The 25,191-nt window shown below is 68.9% G+C and carries 21 protein-coding genes; 5 read left to right on the forward strand and 16 right to left on the reverse strand.

Annotation, left to right across the window (positions count from 1 at the left end):
- Position 1: 1 nt before the first annotated feature.
- Positions 2 to 346 (forward strand): helix-turn-helix domain-containing protein, encoded by a 345-nt coding sequence (locus NOCA_RS00130; protein WP_011751437.1) that lies wholly within the window; start codon positions 2 to 4, stop codon positions 344 to 346.
- A 308-nt stretch (positions 347 to 654) separates the two neighbouring features.
- Positions 655 to 2,130: a hypothetical protein gene (locus NOCA_RS00135; RefSeq protein WP_238383335.1), complete on the forward strand. Its 1,476-nt coding sequence runs from the start codon at positions 655 to 657 to the stop codon at positions 2,128 to 2,130.
- 5 nt (positions 2,131 to 2,135) lie between these two features.
- Here the strand turns inward: NOCA_RS00135 and NOCA_RS00140 are convergent, their stop codons facing one another.
- The 6 genes from NOCA_RS00140 to NOCA_RS26875 are packed head-to-tail and all read right to left on the reverse strand — an operon-like array spanning position 2,136 to position 8,067.
- Positions 2,136 to 3,029 (reverse strand): type II secretion system F family protein, encoded by an 894-nt coding sequence (locus tag NOCA_RS00140; RefSeq protein ID WP_011751439.1) that lies wholly within the window; start codon positions 3,027 to 3,029, stop codon positions 2,136 to 2,138.
- Complete coding sequence (locus tag NOCA_RS00145; RefSeq protein WP_011751440.1) at positions 3,029 to 4,528, reverse strand: CpaF family protein; 1,500 nt, start codon at positions 4,526 to 4,528, stop codon at positions 3,029 to 3,031. Before NOCA_RS00145 ends, NOCA_RS00140 begins: the two co-directional genes overlap by 1 nt.
- Positions 4,528 to 5,361 (reverse strand): hypothetical protein, encoded by an 834-nt coding sequence (locus NOCA_RS00150; protein ID WP_011751441.1) that lies wholly within the window; start codon positions 5,359 to 5,361, stop codon positions 4,528 to 4,530. Before NOCA_RS00150 ends, NOCA_RS00145 begins: the two co-directional genes overlap by 1 nt.
- Positions 5,361 to 6,140 carry an SAF domain-containing protein gene (locus tag NOCA_RS00155; protein WP_011751442.1) on the reverse strand — a complete coding sequence of 260 codons (780 nt, stop codon included), beginning with the start codon at positions 6,138 to 6,140 and terminating at the stop codon, positions 5,361 to 5,363. Before NOCA_RS00155 ends, NOCA_RS00150 begins: the two co-directional genes overlap by 1 nt.
- Before the next feature lie 2 nt (positions 6,141 to 6,142).
- The gene (locus NOCA_RS26240) at positions 6,143 to 7,066 is read right to left on the reverse strand and encodes a hypothetical protein (protein ID WP_140403939.1); all 924 of its coding nucleotides are present in this window, start codon (positions 7,064 to 7,066) and stop codon (positions 6,143 to 6,145) included.
- Complete coding sequence (locus tag NOCA_RS26875; RefSeq protein ID WP_140403940.1) at positions 7,051 to 8,067, reverse strand: hypothetical protein; 1,017 nt, start codon at positions 8,065 to 8,067, stop codon at positions 7,051 to 7,053. The genes NOCA_RS26240 and NOCA_RS26875 overlap by 16 nt, the downstream gene beginning before the upstream one ends.
- A gap of 199 nt (positions 8,068 to 8,266) precedes the next feature.
- Between NOCA_RS26875 and NOCA_RS00175 the strand changes: the two genes are divergently transcribed.
- The 3 genes from NOCA_RS00175 (at position 8,267) to NOCA_RS00185 (ending at position 11,970) form a co-directional block, all read left to right on the forward strand.
- Positions 8,267 to 8,623, forward strand: coding sequence for an ArsR/SmtB family transcription factor (locus tag NOCA_RS00175; protein WP_011751445.1), 357 nt, complete (start codon positions 8,267 to 8,269; stop codon positions 8,621 to 8,623).
- A gap of 207 nt (positions 8,624 to 8,830) precedes the next feature.
- A complete protein-coding gene (locus NOCA_RS00180; RefSeq protein ID WP_041545913.1) occupies positions 8,831 to 9,238 on the forward strand; it encodes a hypothetical protein in 408 nt (135 codons plus the stop codon).
- Between the two features lie 539 nt (positions 9,239 to 9,777).
- Complete coding sequence (locus NOCA_RS00185; RefSeq protein ID WP_238383336.1) at positions 9,778 to 11,970, forward strand: hypothetical protein; 2,193 nt, start codon at positions 9,778 to 9,780, stop codon at positions 11,968 to 11,970.
- Positions 11,971 to 12,053: 83 nt separating this feature from the next.
- Here the strand turns inward: NOCA_RS00185 and NOCA_RS00190 are convergent, their stop codons facing one another.
- The 10 genes from NOCA_RS00190 to NOCA_RS00235 all read right to left on the reverse strand — a co-directional run bounded on the left by NOCA_RS00190 (position 12,054) and on the right by NOCA_RS00235 (position 25,153).
- Positions 12,054 to 13,088 (reverse strand): PDDEXK nuclease domain-containing protein, encoded by a 1,035-nt coding sequence (locus NOCA_RS00190; RefSeq protein ID WP_049774150.1) that lies wholly within the window; start codon positions 13,086 to 13,088, stop codon positions 12,054 to 12,056.
- Between the two features lie 136 nt (positions 13,089 to 13,224).
- Complete coding sequence (locus NOCA_RS28075; RefSeq protein ID WP_238383337.1) at positions 13,225 to 13,686, reverse strand: hypothetical protein; 462 nt, start codon at positions 13,684 to 13,686, stop codon at positions 13,225 to 13,227.
- A 390-nt stretch (positions 13,687 to 14,076) separates the two neighbouring features.
- Complete coding sequence (locus NOCA_RS00200; protein WP_011751451.1) at positions 14,077 to 14,685, reverse strand: hypothetical protein; 609 nt, start codon at positions 14,683 to 14,685, stop codon at positions 14,077 to 14,079.
- A complete protein-coding gene (locus tag NOCA_RS00205; protein WP_011751452.1) occupies positions 14,682 to 15,653 on the reverse strand; it encodes a ParA family protein in 972 nt (323 codons plus the stop codon). Before NOCA_RS00205 ends, NOCA_RS00200 begins: the two co-directional genes overlap by 4 nt.
- A gap of 982 nt (positions 15,654 to 16,635) precedes the next feature.
- Positions 16,636 to 17,106, reverse strand: coding sequence for a hypothetical protein (locus NOCA_RS00210; protein ID WP_011751453.1), 471 nt, complete (start codon positions 17,104 to 17,106; stop codon positions 16,636 to 16,638).
- A 19-nt stretch (positions 17,107 to 17,125) separates the two neighbouring features.
- On the reverse strand, positions 17,126 to 18,532 hold the full coding sequence (locus NOCA_RS00215) for a hypothetical protein (protein ID WP_011751454.1): 1,407 nt from the start codon (positions 18,530 to 18,532) through the stop codon (positions 17,126 to 17,128).
- Positions 18,533 to 18,648: 116 nt separating this feature from the next.
- Positions 18,649 to 19,158: a hypothetical protein gene (locus NOCA_RS00220; protein WP_011751455.1), complete on the reverse strand. Its 510-nt coding sequence runs from the start codon at positions 19,156 to 19,158 to the stop codon at positions 18,649 to 18,651.
- A 77-nt stretch (positions 19,159 to 19,235) separates the two neighbouring features.
- Positions 19,236 to 19,472 carry a macro domain-containing protein gene (locus tag NOCA_RS00225; protein ID WP_011751456.1) on the reverse strand — a complete coding sequence of 79 codons (237 nt, stop codon included), beginning with the start codon at positions 19,470 to 19,472 and terminating at the stop codon, positions 19,236 to 19,238.
- Positions 19,473 to 19,483: 11 nt separating this feature from the next.
- Entirely contained in the window at positions 19,484 to 19,825 is a 342-nt protein-coding gene (locus NOCA_RS00230; protein WP_011751457.1) for a hypothetical protein, read from the reverse strand.
- A gap of 153 nt (positions 19,826 to 19,978) precedes the next feature.
- Entirely contained in the window at positions 19,979 to 25,153 is a 5,175-nt protein-coding gene (locus tag NOCA_RS00235) for an SNF2-related protein (RefSeq protein WP_238383338.1), read from the reverse strand.
- Positions 25,154 to 25,191: the final 38 nt, after the last annotated feature.

Here is a 25,191-nt window from a genome sequence, read left to right on the forward strand (position 1 = left end):
GATGCGCTGGAACATGAGGATGAAGGCCGCGGAGGCAGGGATCTGGAAGTCCACCCAGCTGCGACGAATGTTTGCTGAGGCCGGGCTGGAGATCAGCGCCGGGAAGATGTCGGGCTGGTGGGCCGGCACCCCAACCACGATCCGGCTCGATGACCTCGATGTGATCTGCTTCGTGCTCGGCTGCACGCCCGCCGACCTGCTGATCTGCGAGCCCGAGGCGGTCGCGGCACGCAGACCCGCGACGAAGACGGCGGCCCAGGCGGGGTCGCAGACGGGATCGCAGACGGCCAGGAAGAGCACACGGCGCCCGGCGCCGGGACGGACTCGGAGCAAGCCACCCGCGTGAGCGCACCGAAGATGTGCGAAGCCTGCGGCCACAAACCCCAGAGCTACCAGGGTCGCCGCTGGTGCTACGACTGCAAACCAGGCACAAACGGTCGTCCGTTGCCCTGTCGTCGCTGCGGCGCGACCGGCGACTACTGGGCTCAGCGGTTGTGCCGGCGCTGCCACCTGTTCGCGCCGCAGCTGCCCGACTCCTGCCGCGACTGCCTGGCCTGGGGTGCGACGCGCACCCTGAAATGGCTGTGCGGGGCCTGCGTGGGCTGGCGCCATCTGCACCCCAGCGCCAGCGAGTGCATCTCCTGCCACCGAGACGTGGCAGTCAATGAGCACAAGGCCTGTCGACTGTGCTGGCTGCAGACCGTCTACCAGGCCCAGGCCGGACTGCCCCGCGACGTCCTTGCCGCCAACCGTCACGGTCAGCAGCTGTGGCTCGCGAACATGTCCAACTTCAAGAACGGCTACCGGCCACACCCGCGCCGTGACTACGGACGACCCAAGGACCAGATCCAACCGCCCGGATACGACTCGCAACCGGAGAACGCCGCCGACCAGCAGACCGGGGCGCGGCCACCCCGCGATCCCGAGCAGCTCGACCTGTTCGCCTACGACCGCATCGAGAACCCGGCCCGACGCTTCGGGTTCGGCGAACCACCCAGCCACAGGTTCGCCGCACGCCTCGACCAGCATGTCCTCGACCAAGCCGAGCGACACGGCTGGACCGAGCGGCAGACCAGGCGGACCCGGATCACGCTGCGGGTCCTGCAAGCCCGACACCGCATCGCCACCGGGCCCGTCAAGGCCAGCGACGTCCTCGAGCTGAGAACCTACGGCCTGCCCATCCGGTTGGCGCTCGCCGTCCTGGAGGACAACGACCTCCTGGTCGACGACCGTGTCCCGGCGCTGCGCCCCTGGTTCGCCCGCCAACTCAGCGGCCTGCCCGAGCCCATGGCCAGCGAGCTGCAGACCTGGTTCGATGTCCTGCACCACGGCAGCACCACTCCACCGCGCAGCCGACCCCGACACGACGTCACCATCAAGACCCGGACCCTGTGGGCAATGCCCACCCTGCGCGCCTGGGCTGACGCCGGACATCTGTCCCTGCGGGAGATCACCCGTGCGGACGTCCTCGCCGTGCTCCCCGCCCAGGGCACCCCGCGCGTCAAGCTGGGCAACGCACTGCGGTCGATCTTCACCACCCTCAAGCGCCACCGCGTGCTGTTCGTCAACCCCATGGCGCGGATGCGCATCGGCAACCTCGAGCGTCGTGTCCCGATGCCCATCGACACCGCTCGGATCCGCGGGGCCTTCGAGTCCGCCGATCCGACCACTGCCGCGATCACGACGCTCATCGCGATCCACGGGCTGCGGCCCGGTGAGGCCTGCGCCTTGCTGCTGACCGAGGTGCGTGACAGTCGAATCCTGTTGCCCACCAGGACGATCCTGCTGGCGCCGGTGACCAAGGCCAGGCTCGACGCCTACCTCGCCCACCGCCGCAAGAGGTGGCCCGGCAGCATCAACCCGCACTTCCTGATCCACAGCAGGTCTGCGGCCACCTTGGAGCAGGTCAAAGTGCCCTGGCTCACCGACAAGCTCGGTATGTCCGCCAACGCGCTGCGCCAGGACCGCATCCTGGCCGAGGTCCACGCCGGCGGTGACCTGCGCCAGATCTGTGACTTCTTCGGCGTCACCATCGCCACCGCCGAGCACTACGCCAGCACGATCAACCATCCCGAGCTCGACGACTTCACCACCGCACCCGCCGGTTCGCGAACCGATACCCCCCATTGAGCGCGTCACGACGACCCCACCCTTGGGTTCCCGGCGAGACGGGCTTCAGTTTCCGTGAACCGAGCGGAATTGGACAGGAATCGGGGGTGTGGCTCAGGGGAGGCCAGCCGCTGCAACCGCACCAGCAGGCCCACGTAGACCGCGGCCAGCACGGCGAGGACCATCTGTCCGTACACCGTGCTGTACGGCTCGACCCAGCCGCGCAGGAAGACCGCCTGCAGCCCCGCCAGCGCGAGCAGGCCGAGCGCGACCTGGTTGGACTGACGGCGGACGCCGTTGCGCTCGGCGAGCACCTTGCGGCGCATCTCCAGCTCCGCACGAGTATTGGAGGCCAGCGTCGTGAGCACCCGCTTGAGGCTCCCGGCACGCTGCTGGGCGGTCAGCGAGAGTGCGATCACGACCTTGTCGGCGCCCCGGTCATCGACCTCGTCGGCGAAGTGGGCCAACGCGACCGGCAGCGGCGTACGCAGGTCCAGGGCGTTGACCAGGTTCCGCAATGGCCGGCGCAGCAGCGCCGGCGCACCGTCCAGGGTTGCCGGCAGCGCTTGCTCCAGCCCCGACTCGGAGGCAGCGGCATCGCGCAGCGACTCGGTCCAGTTCGCGATCGCCTCGATCTTGGCCACGCTGTGCTTCTCGATCGCACCCGAGCGCGCCAGCTTCGGCCACAAGATCACCACGGCGACCGCCATCAGCCCGGCCACCGGCCAACGGGTCAAGATCCCGACCACGACGCCGACGATCAGCGCGATCGTGACCTGCCGGGCAGTCTGCTGGGGGTCGGCCACCTTACGCCGGGCCGTGGTCACCCGCGCCGGGAGCAGGTTCTTGCCGCGGGCGGTGCGGATCACCCCGATGATGCCGAGGCAGACCGCCAGGACGCAGGCCACGAAGAGGGTCATCAGATCTGCCACCCCTCATCGCCGTTGGCACCGCTCGGCTCGGCGAACCTGTTCAGGTCCGTCGTGCCGTCGGGGTCCCAGCCGACATCGAGGAGGGCTTCCTCGCGGATGATCGCCTTCCGGGTGAACTCGGTGCGACCGGTGGCCCTGTTGTACTTCCACAGCTCGGTCGTCTTCACGCCGTCCTCATCACGTCCGGCAACCTCACGGATCGACTCGACGATCCGGCGCTGACGGCCGTCCTCGGTGCGGATCCGGCGAAGGAACACGATGAAGTTCAGTGCGTTCGCGATCAGGCCGTTGGTGGCCTCGAACGGCAACCGCTCCTGAGCCTGCAGAGCGTAGGTCTGGATCTTCCCGATGACATCGCGCGAGGAGTTCGCGTGGATCGTGCTCAGCGACCCGTCGTTGCCCTGGGCCATGGCGTTGAGCATCGTGATGACCTCATCACCCAAGACCTCGCCCACGATCACCCGCGAGGGGTTCATCCGCAGCGAGTTGCGCACCAGGTCGGCCAACCCGACTGCGCCTTCTCCTTCGACGTTCGCCAGCCGCTCCTCGAGCGGCACGATGTCGGGGTGGCGCTCGGGGTCCTCGTGCAGGCCGAGCTCGATGGACCGCTCCACGGTGACCAGACGCTCGATCGGGTCTATTTCGGAGGCCAGCGCTCGCACAAGCGTGGTCTTCCCCGCACTTACGGCTCCGGCGATCATGATGTTCTGACGCGACTTCACCAGCGCGGACAGGAACGCGGCGAGGTCGTGGTCGACGGTTCCCTCGCTCAGCAGGTCCTTGGTGCGCAGCGACTCCGGAACCCCGGCGGCGCGCTCCCGCTCGGCCAGCCCGGGAACCGGAAGCAGGGTGGCCCTCTTGTGGCGGTGCTTGCGGATCGAGATCGACAGACCGTTCGCGCTCACCCCCTGGACCGCGTGCAGACGTGAGCCGTCGTGCAGCCTGAGGGTGACGTTGTAGTTGATCAGATCGAAGGCACGGGTGGACAGGCCGTCGTGGGCAGAAATCGTCTTGACGATCTCCTCCAGCTCCTTGTCCGAGGAGGCGACCGGCGGCATCTGCGCCTTGGTGCCGTCGGCGTAGGTGACGAACACGTTCTGCCAACTGTTGATGACGATGTCCTCGGCCTCGGGATCCTCCAGCAGCTGATCGAGGTTGCCTGCGCCGAACAACTGGGCCTTGAGCGCGGCCTCCAGCCGGTCCCGGGCGTCTTCCTCCAGCGGGTTGTGGCCGTCCTCGACCAGGTCGGACTCGTACTCGGCCAGCACCGAGGCCAGCAGGGCTTCGGTGTGCTGCCGGGCGTCCTCGCCCTTGGGGATCGGCTGGCTGTTGCGGCGGAACTCCTCCAGCGCCTTCCCGCGGCGAGCACCCACGCGGGACTGGAGACGCTTGACCAGTACCTGGTCGACCGGCACGAGCTGCTTCAGGTGCATCCCGTTCAGGTGCGCGCGACGGCCATTCGAGCTGGCTCCGTTGTTGCTGTTCATCACACCTGTCCCCCCTGGCCGGCGTACGCGTCCACCGCTGCAGCCTCATGCGCGTCGTACGGCCCGAGACCAGCGGCCTGGTTGATCTGGTCGTTGAGTACGCCCGCAGACCTCAGCAGCGGCGTGCGCGCGTTCTTGCCGCCGACCTGGCCGGCATGCATCGCCTCGACCCCTGTGGGGTCCAGCGCGATCCAGCCGATCCCGGCGATGACGCCGGCGGCGTTGCTCGGCGCCAGCATCCGACCGACGTGCTCGAGCACCGACCCGGCGATCCGCTTCGGCGTCACCACCACCGGCACCACGATCGGCGGGGCGTTGCGGATGTTCGCCAGCACCGGAGCGAGCCGCTCCAGCCTGTCCTTGAGGTGCATCACCGCACCCACCTCGGGGCGGGTCACCATCACGACCACATCGGCGGCCGCCGCCACCGGGATGGTCGGCGAACTGGAGTGGATCCGTCCGAGGTCGGCAACGACGCGCGATGCGGAGGCGCGCAGCGCCTCGGCCAGTGGAGCCCAGTTCTTCACGCCTGCGGCCTGCTCGGCCGAGAAGTGTCCCGGCACGATCCGCGTCGAGCCCGTGAACTCATGGGCCTTGCTGGCCGCCAGACCGGGGGTCACCGACGTACGTGCCTCGGTCGCCAAGGTCAGCACCGTCGGAGTCGGCGGGAACGCCTCACCATGGCCACCGGGTGCTACACACCGCAGGGCGAGGTCACCGCCGTACGGGTCGGCCTCGACCACGATCGTGGGCTCCGGTGTCGAGACGCCCAGCGCCAACGACGTCGTCGTCGACCCCGGGGCGCCGCGGTCGCAGCACACAGCGATGAGCATTAGCCCTGCCCTCCGGTAGCGCTGTCGTCCTGCGGGGCGGAGTCAGCTGGGTCACCCTCGGTGATCGGGGCCTGCAGCAGCGTCAGCTGCCCCACTGCCCCGTACGCCGCCACCGTCTTCGCGTCGGTCTCCGCGATCAGGATCGTCACCACCACGGTGCCGTCCTGTGACTGCTTCGAGGAGTACACCGTGGCACCGGCTGAGATCACCACAGGGTCATCGAGAGCCTTCGGGTCACCCGACTGGCCCTCCTGCGGCACCGCGATCGCGTCGACCACCGAGCCAGGGGCCAAGGTGTCAGGCACCCGGCCGGCCGGGAGGTTCACCGCGATGAGGCGCTTGCCCTCCTGCGGCAGCAGGTCGCTGGTCAGCGAGTCCTGTGTCAGTACCTGACCTGGCAACAGTGCGACCGTGGTGCGCTGCCCGAACACTGAGTCGACATCGGAGACCAGGATCGCCCCGTCGATGCCAGACACGCTGCGCGAGACCAGGAGCGGGTCCTTGGAGGTGCGGACATCGTCCTCGGTGATCGGGTGCCCAGCCGGGATCGGCTGGGCAACCACCAACACCTCCTCCACGCCGCCCTTGTTGACATAGAGCCAGCCGCCCGCGATCACCGCCGCGATCACAACCAGCACGCTCATCAGCATCTGGCCGTACTTCCGCGGAGCCTTCGACACCGCCTTCGACAGCGAGGCAGCACTAGGCAGCCCGCCCGGAGGCGGATTGGCACGTCCATTGTTCGCCCGGCGCGAAGTCCGAGAATCCAGGCTGGTCACATCTACCTCACTACTGTCTGTCGCTGATACACCGTGATCGAGGTTGAGTCACCGGCGAGCGCGGTCACGTCGCCGAGGTCGCCGCTGGTCTGGCCGCCGCAGTTGCCGGTACAGGTCCATCCGACCGAGTAGTTGATCCGAGCCGACACCGTCCACTTGTCGCCCTTGGGGTCCTTCATCTCGTCGTAGGCGTACGAGCAGTTCGTCGGCGCGTCCTCAGGCATCCCCTTGACCCACTCACGGCCGGGACCCACACACGAGACGGTTTCTCCGTTGCCCATGTCCCACGAGGTGTAGGACGGGGTCGCCGTTAATGTGACCGTCGCGCCGGCAACGGTCAGGCTCACCGATACGTCGTGCCACTGGTCCTCGGGGATCCACAGCCAGTTCGAGTAGTTGATGTACGTGTGGTAGGTCGGCGGCGGCGCGATGTGCGCGTTGGCCAGTTCGAACGGCGCCTGCTCCACGAGCTGTTGGGCAACCTGGGCCGGGTCGATCACCGCCGCCCCGTTGGGCACGAACCACACGTTCTCGGGAACCGAGACCGTGGGATCGCACGACCAGATGGTGCCTTCGGCCGGGTCATGGCCACCCCAAAGGGGGCTGTTCGCCTCGGGCTGCGGGTCCAGCGGGAATGCGTAGCAGTTGTGGGCGCTGTTCCAGATGAAGCCGTAGTCGTTGACGCAGATCCCATTCGGAGCGCCGGGGCAAGCCGGTCCGGTAGGCCCATCGCCCGTATCCCCCGGGTCGCCGGGATCAGTATCCCCCGGGTTCCCTGGGACGGTGTCGGAGAGGCAAAGTCCCGTCTCGTCGACCGGGTCAGGAGGGCAGTCCGCCATTGCAGGGCTGCTGGTGCCGATCACCAGAACCACGACAAACGAGACCAACATCGCGGCTGCTGCCGCAGCACTCACTCCGCGGCGCATGACTTCTTGTCCTTCAGATCTGTCTCGTAATACATCCAGCCGTGCTGCTCGTCCGGCTTGGTCATCGTGATCAGCAGCGGCGTCACGAGGTGCTTCGGCTTGTTGATCTTCTGCGGCTTCCCGTTTCGGGTGTAGCGCAGAGGCTCGTAGTCGGTGCATTCGACGATCACTACTTCGCCTGACTTGCCACCGTTGTTGAGCCGAACTGACTTCACGTAGGACCACAGAGCTTCGACGTCGGTCTCTCGTCGCAGGCCGCCCTTCTCGTAGGTCTCACCCAAAGTCACCATGTCGCGCTGCCACCAGAAGTCGTACTCCTGGAGCGTTGCCTTGGCTCCCGGGGTGAGCACGCCGTTCCGGTAGATCTCGGCCGAGAGCTGGCGCCACTTCTGCCAGCGGGCGAGGGCCTTCTTGCCCGCGGCCAGCTCTGCCTGGGTGAAGTTCGATTCCCAGTCAGTTGGCGGGCCGCCTGCGTCGCTGGTAGGGGTCGGCGACGAACTCGTAGTGGGTGGTTGCGTCGGGTCGGCCTTCGGCTCGTCGTTACCCCCGCAGCCGGCGAGGGTTCCCGCCAGGGCGAGTGCGGTTGCAGCAATGAGAGTGCGCTTCATGAGCGTCCTTCCTGAGCCCGAGTCGCCCGGTGCACGGGCCTGGGGCACCAGTCTTGACGACATGGCCGACAGGTTGCCGACCGCGCCGTACTGCGCGTCGGGTTCAAGGTGATGTCCTTCCCTCTTGGTGGGGCTCTCTAACAGCGAATGCAACCGGCGGCGGAGCGGATCGGACACCGTCGGCGAACAATCTTTGGGACGCGCGATCGAGCGCCTCAGTTGCAAGCGGCGGCGCAGTGTCAGACGCGGCAGTTGGTGCGGTGGTTCGGCCACCAGCGGCGGCTGGTCGATGGCGCGGGTCGCAGCTCCACGCGGGTGAGCGAGCGGGGAGTCTGGCGCACCGGATCTCGCCGGGGGCGTCTGTGCCCCCGGTTGTCGGATCTGCTGACGCATCCCCAAGACCGAGCGTCCTTCCCGCCCCCGGCCCGAACCGGGGGCCTTCATTGTCCAAGACGCCGTCAAGCCCGACGCTCTGGACTGACCCGTGGTTCCCACCACCGGGTCGTGTTCTGCATTACCCTGAGCATGACACATGACAGGTGCTAAATACACGTCATAACGAAGAGTCCGGCGAGTTTCGCGTTCCGGCACAATGCAGCGCGTGCCACGTCTGTCGAAGCCGCCCACGATGCCCGAGGGGGTGCTGGCGATCATCGACGCGATTGGCAACAGTGCGCGCACCGAGATCCTGCGGCACCTCTCACTCCGGGCCATGAGCGCGCCGGAACTAGCCAAGGCAATCGGCGTCGACCCCAGTCAGGTGCGTCGTCACCTATCTGCGCTCGAGGACCGGGGACTGGTCACCGCCGACCACCCGCGGGGCGACCGCCGTGCAAAGGGGCGGGTTGTGCTGTGGGAGACCGACCCCGCCCGCGCTGAGGAAGTCGGCAAGATCTGGATCGACTACGTCACCGGCCGCCACTCCCCCGACACCGCTCAGGATCGGTAGGAGTCACGACAGGTGAGACAGAATCTCGGGGCAAGTGTCCGATCCGGTGTGACTGGTGTTGCTGTTGTTGATGTGGGACCACGAGCTCGCCGCGTTGACGACACCAGGCGATCCGGACTCCGCATTTCTGCTATTTCAGAAATTTTGCGACACGCCGGGATGGATCGATTGCCGGGCGTAGGTGGCGGCAGCCGATTGGATATCCGCATGGGTCGCAAGTCCAAGGGTGAGCGCCACACGTTCATGACTCGCGTTCCGGAGCTCGCCGGGACGCGAGTCCGGCACGAGGCAGCTGCGCTCGGCTGCTACTACACCGACTACCTCGCGTACGTCATTTGCCGGCACGTTGATGTGCCGATGGAACTACCGACCGGCGAGGTCGTCGACCATGCCGAGCCTCCCGCCGTCGGCGACGGTCGCGTCCAGTTCATCGCCAAGGTGCCGATGACGGCCGCGGCAATCGTGAAGGCCGAAGCAGAGGACATGGGCGTGTCGCTGAGCGACTACATCGCCAAGGCGATCTGCGACTTCCACGAGGTCCCCTTCGAACCGAGGGTGATGAAGAAGGCCCTGAAGGCTTGGGCGAAGGCCGCGGAGCTGCCGATGACGGGATGACCGGGTCAGGGCAGTGCCCTGAAAACGACGAAGGCCCCGTTGCACCGGGGCCAAGTCAGATGCTCCACCGGGTTGCACCCCGGTTTCGCGAAGTTATGAGAACCACCAGAGGAGGCTTTGTGCTGCCCACTGTAGAGCACGTCCACGGCGTGCGGGAGTCATTCCCGCGCCCGCGTGTCGACACTCACAGCGCGCACGCCGCGGCCTCCCCTGCCCGGCTCTGCGCATCGCGGTCGGTTGCTGACCTGGTCGTCGAGCTGCACGCCGTGACCCGGCCCACGAGTTCCCTGTCCCAGCTGACGTGGAGGGAGGTGGGCGCCGCCGGCGGTAGCCGTAGCGGGCGTGGATCGCCCTAGAAATGACGAAAGGCCCCGTTGGCGCGGGACCTGACCGTCTTGGTGAAGACCGGGACCAGTTGGCGCTGGAGACCCGGGGGTGCCTCTGAAAGGAGGTAAAGCAAGTTGTTGCCGGTGACTGTACCGGCGTCGCGTGGCGATGCCGCACACCTTGATGCAGGTCGGCGTGTCTCGCCGGCGCTGTTGGCGCTGGATGAGCACCTGTTCAACCCTGACGCGTCGCAGTGGCTGGTGATCGACTCCGGCAACACGGCTGTTCCCCGGACCGTGGTGCCGTCGCTGGTCGACGGGCTCGAGCTGATCGGCAAGGGCCGTATCGCCGCCCTGGTCGGGCACCTGCGCGACGGCGTCGGCGTGGTCGACGTCGACGTGCCCGGCGAGTTCGGTGACTTCCTCGCGGCCGAGGTCGCCGACTGGCTGTCCCGCCGCGACTGCTGGGTGCTGGAGCGGCCCTCCGGCGGCGCGAAGGGTCGCTGGCACATCTTCTTCGCCCACTCCGACTTCCACTACGCCCCCGCCGCTGCCCGGGCCGGGTTCGCGGCTGCGGTCAGCGGCTTCCTCACAGCCCTGGCCGAGGACGTGAAGGTCCCGCGCGGTGAGCTCGACCTGCGCGACGCCGTGCGTCCCCTTTCCTCACCTCACCGGTTCGGTGCGGTGACCAGGCCGAAGGGCGAGCTCCGTGAGGCGCTGCGCGGCCTGAAGCGAGTGCTCCCGGACCCGCCCTCGCCGTCGCCGCTGCGGCCCCGCGCCAAGGTGAAGCCCACCAACGCTGGCCATAAGTCCACTGCGACCGGCTCGGGCCTGGTGGTGCCGTTGGCGTTGCAGCGGTGGAAGCGCCAGCTGCGCACTGAGTGGCGCAATTACCTGCTGACCGGGGAAATCCCGGCCGGGTCGTGGGCCGCGGGCGCGACGAAGACCCGCGCCGCGGTCGAGGTCGACCGATCCCTCGTCGAGGCGGCCTGCACCCGGGAGATGGTGTGGGCGATCGGCGACCCGGAGATGGCCTGGCGGATCATCCGTGAGTCGCATCCGACCGCGATGACCAAGGCCAAGCACCAGGGCTACTCGTGGTGGCTCGGCTACGTGTGGAACGACCTCGTCCGCTCGGCCAGCGAGTTCAACACCACCAGCGAGAAGCCCAGGCAGGTCGAGGCGCCACCGGTCGAGGTCGTCGAGGCGGTAGCGGCTGCCCGCGCCGAGCTAGGTCGTCTGATGTGGTCTGTCCCGGACCGCCAGCGGGCGGCGCTGCTGCTTGTCGGGCACCACCTCCTTGACCGCGTGCTGCGCAAGCGAAACCTGCGTGTGCCCTGCCCCGAGCGGGACCTGCTGCTCGACACCGGGCTGGGCGACCGCAAGACCGTCCGCGCCGCCCTGGCCCGCCTCAACGGCCGCCTCGGGACTCTCCACACCGACTGCCTCTCCCCCGTCGAGCGGGACTCCACGAGCTACGAGTTTGAAATCAACCAGGCCCCGGAAGGGGAGGGACGGCAAATCCCCCCACCTGGGTTTGACCCACCCCCCGCCCCCCGCGGCCTCTGGGCGACCCTCCCCCGCTCCAGCCACAGCCTCTGGCGCACGCTCCTGACCTGCTCGACCCCGCTGGAGCTGGGGGATCTGGTGGTGAAGGCAGGGCTGGTGAAGGCTGCAGGTGATGAGGTGTCGAAGTCTCAGAGGTCCACGGCGAAGGCGGCGCTGGTCGCGCTGAGCAAGGCTGGGATGGTTCGGGTTGACGAGAATGGATGCTGGCAGGCAGCCACGCGGCCCCGGTCGGTTCAGGTCGAGCAGGACGCGGCCGCGGCGTACGCCCGTCAACTGGAGACGATCGAGGCAGAACGAGCCGCCTACCGCGCCGGCACGACGTCGAGCTGGACCGCAGGCCGGGCGCGCGCCATCAAGGCACAGAGGGCCAAGGAGAAGGCCTGGTGGGACAACCTCTCCCCCGCCGCCCGCGCCGAACGTGCCGCAGCGAAGCGCCTCGAGTTCGACCAGATGTCGATCAGCCAGCAGGCCGCGCTGAAGTCCCGTCTCGCCGAGCGACGCATGCGCGCTGGTATCGACGAGCTCGAGACCTACCAGACCTGGCTACGTAGCCTCCCGGCCGACGAGTACGTCGCCCGCAGCCTGGAGCGCAAACAACGTTTCCAGGCCCTCTCCCCCGCCGAACGAGGCGCCTCCGTCGCCGCCTGGGATCGCCACCGGCTCCGCTACGGCCTCACCGCCCAGCGCCTCGCCACACCCGCACTCGACGCGCGGACAGCGACCCCTGACGTCGAGCAGGCAGCACTCCTGCCCGACGGAGTCGCCGCACGCGATGCAACTTTCCTCGAGCGCCAGGGCAACCTTCTCGACGACGTCGAACGCCAGGCCGCGGGCTAGAACGAAGTTCCCCCGGCCTGGCGTCGTGGACGGGGCAAACAGACGTTAGGTTCGTCCACCGTGCTGGTGGACAAAGTCCCAGTTCACTCGCCGGAGGGCAGCTCCCGGCGGGCGAGCCGCTCGCGTGCGTCGCGCAGCATGGCCTGGAGCCGCTGCTCCAACTCGTGTTTGGGGGGTAGAGCCGTCCAGTACTCGGCCACCACGATCCCGTCCTTGTGCATCTCCAGGAGCTCGACCTGCTCGCGGCTGGCCTCCGTGCACAGGATCAACCCGATCGGTGCGTCCTCGTCCTCCTGCCGCTCGTGCCGGTCGAGCCACTTCAGATACAGCTTCATCTGACCCTCGAACCGAGCATCGAACTTCCCGATCTTGAGCTCGACGGCGACCAGGCGCCGCAAGGGCCGGCTGAAGAACAGCAGGTCGAGGTAGAAGTCGTCGCCGTCGATGACCATCCGCTTCTGGCTGGCAACGAAGGCGAAGCCACGACCGACCTCGAGCAAGAAGGCCTGCAGATCGCGCAGGATTGCGGCCTCCAGGTCCTTCTCCAGGTAGGTGTCCCGAAGGCCGAGGGCGTCGAGGATAAGTGGGTCGCGGAACGTGTCGCGCGGCACCGCCGACCCCTCGGGGATCTGGGAATTCGCAATCTCACGGCGCTCGTATGCCTTGCGGCTGATCGCCGCTCGAAGCTCGCGGACGCTCAAGCGCTTGGCCGCAGCCTCCTCGGCGTAGAACGCCCGTGCCTCGTCGGACTTGATCGCCAGGAGTGCCTTGACGTGGGTCCAGCTCAGCTGACGCGCGAGAGCGGTGACCTTCTCATAGTCTGGGAAGAGACGGGCGAACATCACCATGCGGCTGAGGTTCGAGGGGTCGAAACCAGCACCGAACCGCTCGCCCAATTCCTGCCCCACTGAGGCAAGAATCGCCCGTCCGTACTCAGCGCGGCCGTCGCGGAGGATGTTGACGGAGATGGCCCGTCCGACCAGCCAGTAGGTCACGGTCAAGGTGGCGTTGACCTGGACGGCCGCGACCCGGCGCCCCTCCTCGACGATGTGGACGAGGTAGCCGAGCAGAGCCTCCTCGTCCTCTGGGACGTCATCGCCCGGCACCAACTCGCTCATGACTCACCTCCGGGTCGTCGACGATCCTTGCCTCGCTGGGGCAACAATCTGCCCGCAGGTACCGACACTTCCGCTCGCTTCGGCCACCGAGAGTCGACCAGCACACGGCCGGACGAACCGAACCCGAATGGGCCGGTCACGCCGATGGCGGCGTCCAGGCCGTCGTCAACGTGAGCGATCGAGGCTCCTTGGTGGAGGTGAGCACCCGGAGGCGGTGCAGAGTGTCGATCACCGCCGATGCGATCCGACCCTCCACCCCCAGAGCGTCGGCGAGCTCACGCCACGTCGGCCCCTCCCCCGTCTCGGCCCACACCCGCGCAACATGCTCCCGAGCCGCCTTCGCGTGTTCGTCAGCGAGCTCACCCGCCTGCCTACGCGTCTCGGCCGCGCGTGCCTGCTTCGCCTCACGCCGGCGCTTCTCCTCGGTGTAGATCTCCCGCACATGCGGCACCTCGCCGCGGCCCTGCGCGCCGTTCAGCAGCGCCACCGCTGCCTTCCACCGCGGCAGTCCCGTCTTCCCGGCATGCGTCGTGAACCGGCGATGCTCCTCGAGGACCTCCGGCGTGATCGCCCGGTTGTAGCCGGCCGCCCGCAGCAACTCCTCTACCCGCTCGTCGGTCGCCTTCGGCCGCGGAGGCCTGGCTCGCCGAGTCTCTTGGCGGTGATCGGGCGTCCCGCCGTGCTTCTCGGTGGTTTCTGGCGACGACGCGGTGTCAGGGTCGACTCGTGGTGTGTCCACGGGAGACTGCTGAGCTGGCGCCTTCCGCTGGCCCCTGGCTGCATGGCCGCAGGACTGGCACACGGCGTAGGGCCACTCCTCTACTGCCCTGGGACGGGTCTGGTCACCCTCGCGACGTAGCTCGACCCAGGTGTTGGTCGACCCGCACGCCCGGCACGGCCTGCCCAGCGGCCGCCGTGCATGGGTGGCTCGCCTCGCCTCGTCCACTCGCGTGCTCACCAGGACCCCTTCCTCTCGCCGTGCCCTGGTTTAGGCCAGGTACGCGGACAGGGCCGCCGCGACCAGCTGCGACCGTGAGTCGGCGCCGTGCTTGTCGACCAGCTGGTCGATCACCTCGAGGTTGCCTGACTTGATCCGCAGGGAGACGCCGACGAACCGCTCCCCCTTCGCCCCCGGGGTGCGGTCGAACAGGCCATCGCTCACCGTCGGCTTCTCGCTCCGCGCCGACACCAGATCCGTCAACTCGTTCTGATGTGCCACGAGTGCGTCGAGCAGCACGTCGACCTGCGACGTGCGGTCGTTCTTCGCCCGGTCACGCCACGCCTCCGCCATGGTCAGTGGCACCGACACCGACACCGGCCGCATCGTGTCCGCACTCGCACTGCGTGCCGTCGCCTTCTCGGCGCGCGGCTTGCGCGTCCTGGCGATGGGCTTTGACGCCTGCTCAGCCTTAGCCGTCGCCCGAGTGGTCTCCTTCGCCGGCGACGCGGTCGCAGCGAGGTCCTGCGACTGCTCCCCCGCCGGGTCCGAGCTCGGCTCCGGCACCGGCTGCAAGGTCCGAGGCCGAGCGCTCGGAGCAGGAAGGTCGGCGGGCTTCTTCAGTCCTGCGATCGGGGCCATCGGCTCGCGGCGGCTCATGCGCTCGCTCCCTGACCAATGGTCGCCCCGCCGTTCGAGTCCTCGACGTTGCCGATACGGGTCAAGATCGCGTTGGTCAACAGCAGGTGGTCATCAGCCAACGCTCCGACGCTGCCAGGGATGCGCTCAGGTCGCCGCCCCTCCCGTAGCGCCTTCCACCACGGCTCCCCCACCTCCTCCTCGCTCGCGATCTCCGCAAGCTCGTGCACCAGCTTTCCTGCGGTGCGCGCGTCAATCGCGGCGCTTGAGTGACGGATCGTGATCACCTCGCCGGCCTCATCGACGAACAGTGACGAGGCGCCATCGAGAACGGTCTCGATGTCCTCCACGGCATTCCGGAGGATCCGGGTCGCCTGCCTGTCGAAGTCGAACGGCACCACCCCGAGCACCTCAACGTGCGGGTTCGCGTGGCGCACCGCTTCGAGCTCGGTGGCGAGCTCGCGGACGTTGCCGATGCTGGAGCGGTCGCTCTTGGTCGGAATGATCAGCCACCGGGTGGCGCCCAGTACGAGCTGCAGCACGGCCGGCGAAGCTCCGGTTGCGGGCGGGGTGTCAATCACGATGAGGTCGTAGTCCCGTGCGAGCGGAGCCAGAGCCTCGGCCAGCATCAATCGATACTCCGTGCCGCGCCTCTCCTTCCCCTCGACGATCTCAACGATGTCCTTGAGCGCGGCACGCCCCATCGGAATGACGTCGAGATTCGGACGAACCTCGCGCAGCACCGGCTGTAGCGGCCTATGTGCATCGAGCACCTCGAGCATGTGGGCGCCCTTGTCGTTCTCAGGGCTCTGCTTGTAGCCGAGGTCGTCCCCGGCATCACCCTGCGGGTCGAACTCGATGAACAACGTTTTCCACCCAGCAGCGGCGCACAGGGCAGCGAAATTGGTGGAGGTCGTGGTCTTGCCGACCCCTCCCTTGCCGTTAGCGAAGGTGATGACTCGGCTGAGCACATCCTGGGTCAAGGCCATCGTGGGAAGGAGCCTCTCTCTGCGAAATCCGGGAAGCGGGACGCGTCCGATCATTCCCTAGTGCACCACCGCAGCGCAGTAGCGACACGCGGTAGCGCGATGCGGTATGGCCCCGCGCCAGCGCACCCACCACCGCGCCGCCCTACCACGCCGCAGCGGGGCGCGGCACCACCGCGACGCAACCGCGCCCAGCAGCACGGCGAACCACGAATGCACGTAGCACCGCAATCCACCAGCGCCCCCCATCAACGCGGGGCATCACCGCAGACCGATGGTGGCAGAGGTCCTCGCCAGCAGCACTGCCAATCAGTAGTGACGTACAGCAGGGTGCTGCACTGGCGGCCTGCGGGGGTGACGTGCGGTAGTGCAGCGCGGTAGTGCAGCGCGGTAGTGCCGTGGTGGGGGATGCGGCCGTCTCAGCCGTTGGCCTCGTGAGGCGTGGTCTTGCCCACCGCAGGGCTGTTCGTCGCTCAGAGGCCGGTTGTAGAGCGTCTGACGAGGCCAATGTGCGCGGCATGACCCACGAGTTGCAAACCCGGTCAGGGTCGGCAGGAATCAGATGCTGAACGTACCGGGGGAGACGGTGGGAGTGCGTCGGGGCCAGGAGAGACATTGCGCGCCGCAGTCGACGGGGTGTCGAGCGCTCCAGCCTGGAGGGGTCGCAGAACGACCAGCCGGCCCGCTCCCGCCACCGCGTGAAGGCACCGGGCACGTCCGCGAACGCGCAGCTCGTGTTCGGGGATGCCGTTGCTGGTCGCGACGGCGCGCCACGTCGCGGCCGCGGCGTGAACCTGGGTGAGCACTTCGACGCCGCGGTCGGTGGTCAAGACGAGGTGCGGCGCGGCCTCGAGGAGTGCTTCGCCCTCTCCGGTGGCAGCTGTTGCGCCACTGATCGAGGTGGCGCGGGCCTTGGTCGGATCGGGATTCGGGTTGACGTCGAATGCCGGGAGAGCGTCCAGCCGCCGGGGGAGTGGAGGCACCGTCAGCGTGCGGGGGTCTGGTCAACGCCGGGGGACTGCGGCCCAACAGGCGGGCGGCTCGGTGACGCTGGTGCATGTGAGTGGAGCGCGGCCGCCTGGAGGGCAACCGAGGGGACTGGCGCCCAACCCGGCTGTTGGGGGAGAGGCTGGTCGGATGGAGTCGCCACCCGCTCGTCGAAGAACGCCGCGTCGGCCTTGACGCCGCCGTGGGCGCCCATCGCCATCGGCACCAGCGACCGGGTTTCCATCCGCACGGCCTGCCATGTCGCGAGCCGGTCCGGCGGTGCTTCATTCTGCTTCAACGGCATGATCCGGTACTCCTGGCGCAGTTGCATCACCGCGAACGCGGCGGCTCGGTACCCCGACTGCGCCGCGGCCTCCCGCGCGATCCGGCGCACATGGTCGACCGCGAGGTCCGGGTCGGTGTAGCGCGACTTCTCTGGGGTGGGGCTGTCAGGACTGTCTTCCGTCACGGGCTTCTCCTCGTTCTGGTCAGAAGGCTGGGGCGTCGTACGTCGCCGCGCGGGCCGCGGGGAACGGCGTCGGGGTTCGCGACGACGAGGGGGTCAGGTTCAGTGCTTGTTGGAGTGCGGCCCGTTGAAGCGGGCTGCTGAACCGGGCCACCGGCTCGTTGGGAGCGGGCATGTTGACCAGATCGGTCAGCGTGGTCTCCAGCCGAGAGCGCCGGCCGACGCGGACCGGCCCGTCGCGGTGGCGTGGGTGGGCGTCGAGCAGGTTGCTGTTGCCGCGCAGCAGTTCGCGGCGCAGTGCCTTGCCCAGGTTGTAAGTGACCTCGTGGGTCGCCTTCGCCAACTCGACCATCTGAGTGGGCTGCAACCGGATCGGCACGCCTTGGTCTTCCATCCGGGCAACCGCGGACGTGAGCTCGCCTTGCTGCCAGAAGCGGCGCATGTTCGGGTCCCTTTCCTCTGAGACGTCGGCCAGGTGGCTGATCTGGGGCTGCAACGACTCCAGCACCTCGGCGCGCTCCTCGAAGAACGTCGCGAACATGCTGGTCTTGGGCGAGAGACCGGCGGCCTTCGCGAACGCACGGCACAGGTAGAGCTGGCTGGCCGTGACCTGCCGTGCGGAGTCGGCGGTGATCTCCGGCTCATGGGCGTAGAACGCGTCGGAGGCGTGGAGTGGCCGCAGGAACCGGGCAAGCCGGAGCTGTGCGGCCGCCAGGTCGTCGGGTGTCGAGACCAGCGACACCGGCTCGACCACCGTCGACGGCGCCGCCTGCCGGAGACGCGGGGTGGCCTCGTCGGGGCTCGCGCTCGTGGCGTGCCACGTCGCGACCCGGGCTGTCTGGGAGAGCACCATGCGCTTCTCGTCCAGCCCCATCGCGTAGTCCGGTCGCTGATGCTCAGCCAGCAGGCCGACCTCCTCGAGGCGGGAGTCGAGCACCAGGACCGCCTCCAGGGCCACCGACACGTCGCGCATCACCCACCAGCCGGTGCCCGGATCGGTGCGCCAAGGCTGCTCGGCGGCCGCCGACAGCGCGTGGGAGGCCGCCAGCAGCTCGATGGCCGCGGTGCGCCACGCCTCGACCGTCGGATCGGTCGAGGCGGGCGTGAGGTAGTCCGCGGGGGAGCGGCGCTCGTCGAGCGGGAGCGTGGGGAGCGCGAACGCGATGTTGTCGACCAGCGTCGCGAGCTTCTCGTCCAGCCCGGCCAGTGTCGGTTTCGGCGTACGAGATGGAAGGTGGTCCGGCGGCGGGTACCAGCTGTCTTGGCCGACGTCGTAGAGCCGCTGTCGCAGCGCGTCGACCACGGCCTCGCGGCAGTGCAGCAGCTGGTCGACCGCGGCCTCGTCGGCCGGGATCACGTCGTCGCGGATCAGGGCGTTGAGCGCCTGGGCCGCGTTCTCGGCGTGCTCGCCATAGGTGGAGACCGTCATCGCGGGCCACCAGCCGGTCGCTGTACGGCGGGCCAAGTCGTTGCCATGCCCGGAGAAGCAACCGCCGCGGTGTCGGATCGGACACCGCGGCGGGAAATGCTTGTGGAGAAGTGCGCCTACAGGGTTGGCGGGGCGGGGGAGCGGTCGACCCCGTCGCAGACGCCATCGTCGAGATGCCTGCCGTGATCGGCGCCGGATGAGTCCAGTGCGCCGGCCTGCAGCAGACCACCGCGACCCGGCACCGATTCGGTGGTCGGCGATGGCACGGCGGGTGTTGGTCCCGGGTCGGGGTCTCCGAAGCGGCTCGGGTCGCCCGGGTCAATCAGCGTCACCCGGCGCCCGTAGTCGGCGCACATCTTGGCGATCGAGGCCGTATCGGTGGTCACGTACACGTCGTCGAGCCACTCGTCGCGGTTGGTGTCCTCGGCGAAGCCGTCGATCAGGGGCAAGTCCTGCATGGCGGCTACGGCCTCCATATGCGACGAGTACGGGCCGACGACTTCCGGTCGCGGGTGCACCGAGTCGGCGAACCAGCGCAGGGTCACCCACCATCCCGCCGCCTCGGGGCCGCCGTGCGCGTTGACGTAGTCAGTCCAGGTCGCATCATTGGGCAGCGCGTTGGTCATGTCCGGAGAAGCAACCGCCGACGGGCAGGATCGGACACCGAGACCCCTGACGTGAACTACGTGCAGTCCTAGACAGGTCAGGCCGCCGGCGCGGGCCTGTCGGGTGTGCACACGAGGACGTCGAGGTCGACCGCGGGCGAGCCGCTGGTCGAGAAGACGGAGTCGAGGCCGCGGCGGATCGCCGTGAGCGAGGTGGTGGGGGAGAGGTGGCCGTTCCCGGTGCCGATCAGCGGCATCGCGATCGATGAGAAACCCAGCTCGCTGGCCCCCTGGACGGCGCTGCAGGCGCACGATCCGACCGATGCCGCGTTCATCGCAGGGTTTCCTAGGCGACAGCGGCCACGCCGCGGCGCAGCAGCCGGCGAGCACAGTCGAGGCGGAGACTGTGCTGGAGCACATGCGAGTGCGCCAGGAGCGCGGTGAGGCGCTGCTCGAGGTCGGCAAGCCCGGACCGCAGGTCGCCGATCTGCACGGGGACGTAGCGGGCTGGGCGCCGCTGCCCGAAGTCGGTGAGCTCGGCGCGGGCCATGCCCAGGAACGGCAACACCATGGCGTGCCCCTCCTGCCCGGTCGCGCTCTCGAGCGCGGCGAGCAGCGAGACCGCGTAGACGAAGTCCGGCGTCGCGTCGTACACCTCACTGGTGCTGTAGGTGGCGGGACTAGTCATCGGACGTGGTCCTTTCGAGAGAGGTCGGCAGCAGGTTCGACCCCGCTAACCAGTGGAGCAGAGTCGGCCAGCACGGCGCATCCGGCGCGCCCGAACGGTGGAGAACCGCCGTGCAAGGCCGCCTGTGGACAGAAATGGGACCTCGCGCCGTGCTCATCGCGACCACCCCGCAGGGGCGGGCGGTCGTGGACCCTCGTCCGACCGCGGCCTCGCGGGAGGGGGTGGCGGCGCGATCGCGGGCCGCCCCGCCTGGTCAGTCGGATCGGGCACCGTCGTGGGAGTGTTGGGCTGGGATCCGTTAGGCGCGGAGTGCTGCTCAGCGGCTTGCTCGCCTGATGCCTGCTCGGCGCTGTCGGCGGCCAGTTCGGCCGAGAGCCGGTCCCGCTTCGCGCGCACCTCGGCGAGCTCGCCGGCGCGCGGGAAGACATCGGCGAGGCCAGCGTGGGCCCTCTCGGCTTCGCGGTTGATCTTGGTGGTGTCCGTCTCGACGTCGTCGAGCACCCGCTCCAGGCGACGGGGGAGGTTCTCGACCCGTGTCACTAGGCCGATGTTCGGTTGACGCACGTCGCTGGCCTCGACGAGCAGGTGCACCCGCGGCACCTCGACGAGCGAGACGACGTACCGGGGCTGGCCCAGCCACGAGTCCGCGGACGCCTGCAGGTGCAGCCCGCCCACGTCACCGAGCGGCAGGGGGTCGCGCTGGTACGGCTGCACCGTTTGCAGGGCCCGCTGCAGCGCGGGGGCGGCGTCGGCTCGCTTGCCGTACGCCGCACCGTTGATCCTCATCGAGAACGCGTCGCCGTCGGTGTCGCGCCGCATCGGCATCGCCGCCAAGAGCTGCTCACGGTCGGTCGCCAGCCGCTCCAACCGGGGCCCGGCCTCCCGGATCGTCGCCGCGAGACTGCGCTGGGCTGCCGCCCAGGCCCGCTCCAGGCGCTCCAGCTTGGTCGCATCGGTCTCGGCCTTGGCCAGTTCCATGATCCGCGGGTCACCTGAGGCCAGGGCCTTCACCTCGGCGTAGGAGAGCGCCGAGTCGCCGATGTCCTCGATCTCGCGCACGTCCAGGCGGCCGCGCATCAACTGGTTGATGAACTTCGCCTTCCGCTCCACCGTCTGCCACAGATAGGTGTCGAAGGATGACTCGGTGACATAGCGGTACACCTGGACGGACTCGTTCAGGTTGCCCTGCCGCATGATGCGGCCGTCACGCTGCGCCAGGTCGGCCGGCCGCCACGGACAGTCCACGTGATGCAGGGCGACTGCGCGGCGCTGCACGTTCGTGCCCACGCCCATCTTCTCCGTCGACCCGATGAGCACCGACACGTGGCCGGTGCGGGCCTGCTCGAACAGCCGCGCCTTCGCGCGGTCGTTGTTGGCCTCGTGCATGAACCGCACCTTCCCGGCCGGGACGCCCCGGGAGACGAGCTGGGCCTTGAGCTCCTCGTAGGCGTTCCAGCCCGCACCGGTCGGCGTGCCCAGGTCGCAGAACACCAGCTGCAGGGCGCCCGGCTCCGGGTCTTGGCCGAAGGCGACGTCGGCGTGGTCGTGGTAGATGCCGGCGACACGTTCGGCGACCGCGTCGACCTTGGAGGGTTCCCGGTCCAAGAACGCCCCCAGGCCGTCGAGCTGGTGGTCGACGAGCCGCAGGTCAAGCGCGGCCGCGCGGCCGTGGCCACTGATCTTGAGCATGTTGTCCTCGCTCGGATCGACCGACCGCGAGGAGACCGCGTCGGCCCGCTTGGCCAGCAGCGCCATGAAGTCGACCAGTTCCTGGCTCGGCGGGACCACCACCGTCTCCGGCTGGCCGCCCTCTAGGTCGGGGGTGGGCAGGTGGAGGTCCTCTGCGGTCTTCACATCGGCGACCTGGTGCCACAGCCGCAGCAACTCGGGGACGTTGTTGAACTTCGCGAACCGGGCCTTCATCCGGAACCCCGTCCCGGACGGGGAGAGCTCAAGGTCGGTGACGACCTGCCCGAAGGTGGCCGCCCAGGTGTCGAAGTCGCTGATCCCCGCCGCGTCCAGATCGGCCGGGGCGAGGTAGCGCAGCATCGTGTACGCCTCGGCCACGGAGTTGGCGATCGGCGTGGCGGTCATGAACGTCGCCACCCTGCGGCCGTGGCGCCCGCGCAGGTAGGACATCTTCAAGTCCAGGTCGGTGGCCCGGTTCGACCCGTCCACGGCTACGCCGGGGATGTTGGAGGCCAGCCGGAGGTTCTTGTAGCCGTGCGCCTCATCCACGCACAGATAGTCGATCCCGGTGGCCTCGAAGGTGATCGCCGGGTCGCGTTCGACGTCGCGCAGCGCCTTCAGCCGCTCCTCGGCCCGCGCGAGTGTGCCCTCGAGCCGCTTGACCGACAGTCCGCGGCCGTCCTTGGAGGCGGCCAGCCACATCCGCAGCTGTGTCAGCTGCTCGTCGAGGTAGGCCTCCTCGGTGTCCTTGGAGACCGGGATCTTCTCGAACGCCGAGCGGGACATGATGACCGCGTCCCAGTCGCCGGTCGCGGCGCGGGCGACGAACAGCTGCCGCTTGTCCTTGACCAGGTCCTCGGTGCCGCACGTCAGAATCCGGGCCTGGGGGTAGGCCTGCAGCCACTCCCGGGAGAACTGCTCGAGCATGTGGTTGGGCACGACCACCGCTGGTTTGCGAACCAACCCCAAGCGACGCAGCTCCGACACGCCTGTCACCGCGGCCAGGGTCTTCCCAGCTCCAACCTCGTGGGCCAGCAGCACCGACGGCTGGGCCACCATCCGTGCCACTGCGGCGTGCTGATGGGGCCGCAGCCGCAGCTGCCGGCCGTCCTGGATACGGGCCATGCCCGGGTAGTGCTTGTCCTCGTCGACTTCGTAGGAGCGCAGCACGATCGCGTTCAGGGCGTCGTTGTAACGGCGCACCAACTGCTGACACCGCTCGGGGTCCTCCCACAGCCAGGTCGCGAACCGCTCCTGCAGCTCCTCGGCCTTCTCCTGCGCGGCGAACGTGGCGGTCTCGTTCGGAATCCGCCGACCGTCGGGGGTCTCGTCGGTGACCCGGATCTGCCGCTGCTCCAGACACGCCTGGACGACGTCGATCGCGCACGCCCGTTCGGTGCCCCACGTGTTCCGGGCGGCCACCGAGTGCCGGTTGCCACGCACCGACCACACCGATCCGCCCGGATGTTCAACCTCCACGGTGCGGTCATCGAGAGTCTCGCGCAGGAACTGCTCCACGGTCTCCGCCGGCACCCACGGCACGCCGAGCTGGGCGACGATCTCGGTCGGCCCCAGGTCCTCGGGCAGCACCTCGCCAAGCGCGGCCTCGGCAGCCTGGAGGCGGCGCACCATCGGCTGCTCCGACGCGTCGCCGGTCGCGGCCGCGCCCTCGACCAGCTGCTCGAGGACCTCACCGACCCGCGTCAGCCGGGCCCGCACGTTCCCCGACAGGAACTCCGCACGCGGCACCCAGTCGGCCGTCCAGCCGCCCTCGGAGCGCTTGACGGTGTCGGGGTCGACGAACGCGAACGACTCCAGCTCGGCCGTGGCCTGCTTCTCGTCGACGCCGAGCAGCCGGGCGACCTCGCTGGTGCGCAGTTCGCCGTACGTGTCCAGACACAGCGACACCGCATCGGCCGGGGAGTCCGCGCGGGTGCGCAGCACCCGCGGCGCGACCACCCGATCGGTGAAGATGTCGGCCTTGCGGGCTGTGCCGGTCGCGGAGTCGTAGTGCTCGAGCGCGAACACAGCAGGTGAGTGGGGGTCGCCGCGGAACCCGCCCTGGCGGGGCCGAACCTGCGCGAGCACCGGCTCACCGGTCGTCCGGTCGAGCCGGCCGGTGTTGCGGCTGGTGACCCGGTTGATCGGCCCGTACCGCTTGACGTAGGCGTCGTACTGCCGGTTCAGCCGCTCCCGCAGCGCCGTCATCTGCTCCTCAGCCGCGGCTCCCGGTCCCTTGGGCAGGGTGGCGGCCGTCGGCAGGTCACCTGGTAGGGGCGTGGTCGCCTCGGCCTCCAACAGCGTGACGACCGTGTCGCGCAGTCCCAGCAGCATCCGCAGCTCGTTCTCCTGGGACTTCGGCACCTCCAGCGGCTCGGGGACGCCGTGACGTACGTGCAGCCAGCCGCCATCCTCACCAAGGCTGATGTGACCCTCGGCCCGGACCACCGACCCGGGCAGCACCAGAGGCTCCTCCTCGACAGCACCACGTCGGGGTCGTGGGACCGGCGTACGCGGCGGCCTCGGTCTGGACGTCGGGGTGGACGTCGGCCGTGTCGTGGCCGGGGGAGGAGTGAACAGTTGCCGTACGTCGGCGTAGTTGGACAGGTCGAAGGCGAGCTGCCGCTCCAGATCCACAGCGACCCGCTCAGCGAGGCTATGGCCATCGCTCGCCAACGGCGGGCTGACCGCGACCTCGGGACCGAACCGGCCCGAGCGTGAGGTGAGCCAGCCGAGCACCCGGGCCGGCTGCTGCACGAACAGCGAGTTGAGGTTGACCTCGGCGTCTTCGAGCCCGGTCCCGGCACGGAACGACGGCAACCGCTCCAGGTTCCGCCACCCGGGCGTGAGGTCCAGTGGCTTCTCGCCCTCGACACGTCGGCGGAAGACCAGCAGGTCGGTGATGACGTCGGTGCCAGCGGCCTGGTGGTGGGTCTGGTTCGGCAGCCGTAGCGCCGTGACCAGGTCCGCCATGTCGGCGAACGCCTCGCGCGCGGCCGGGTTGGCCGCGTCCATCGTCCACCGCGACGTCAGCACCGCCACCACGCCACCGGGACGCACCAGGTGCAGGCTCTTGTAGATGAAGTAGTTGTGCAGGCTCAGCCCGAGCCGGTTGTAGGTCGAGTCATGCGGGACGACGTCGGCGAAGGGGACGTTGCCGATCACCAAGTCCCGCTTCCCCTCGGGCAGCCGGGTCTCAGCGAACGACTCGCCGCGGATGTCCGCGGCCGGGTAGAGCAGCGATGCCACCCGCGCGGTCGTCGGGTCCAGCTCGACCCCGACCACGTCGCGGACATGGTCGGGCGCGAACCCGATGAAGGTGCCCGAGCCGCAGCCGGGCTCCAGGACCCGGCCGCCCGCGGACTGGTCGAACCCAGCCGTACCGAGCGCCGACCACACCGCCTTGACCAGGGCCGCGTCGGTGTAGTGCGCGCTCAGCGTCGTACGCGCCGCAGCCGCACGGGCTCGGCCCTGCAGCAGCTCGCGAGCCCGCGTTGCGGCCTCGTTGTGGTTGGCGGTGTCGTCGAAGACCTCCGGCAGCGACCCCCAGCCCGACCAGCGTGCCAACACGCCCTGCTCATGGGCGGAGAGGAGCCGGTTCTTCTCGTCGAGCTGGGCCAGCAGTTCCAACACGGCCACGTTGGCGGTCAGCCGCTCCCGCGGCGTCGACGGTGCAA

Origin of the sequence: Nocardioides sp. JS614 (assembly GCF_000015265.1) — a bacterium.
Classification (GTDB): Bacteria; Actinomycetota; Actinomycetes; order Propionibacteriales; family Nocardioidaceae; genus Nocardioides.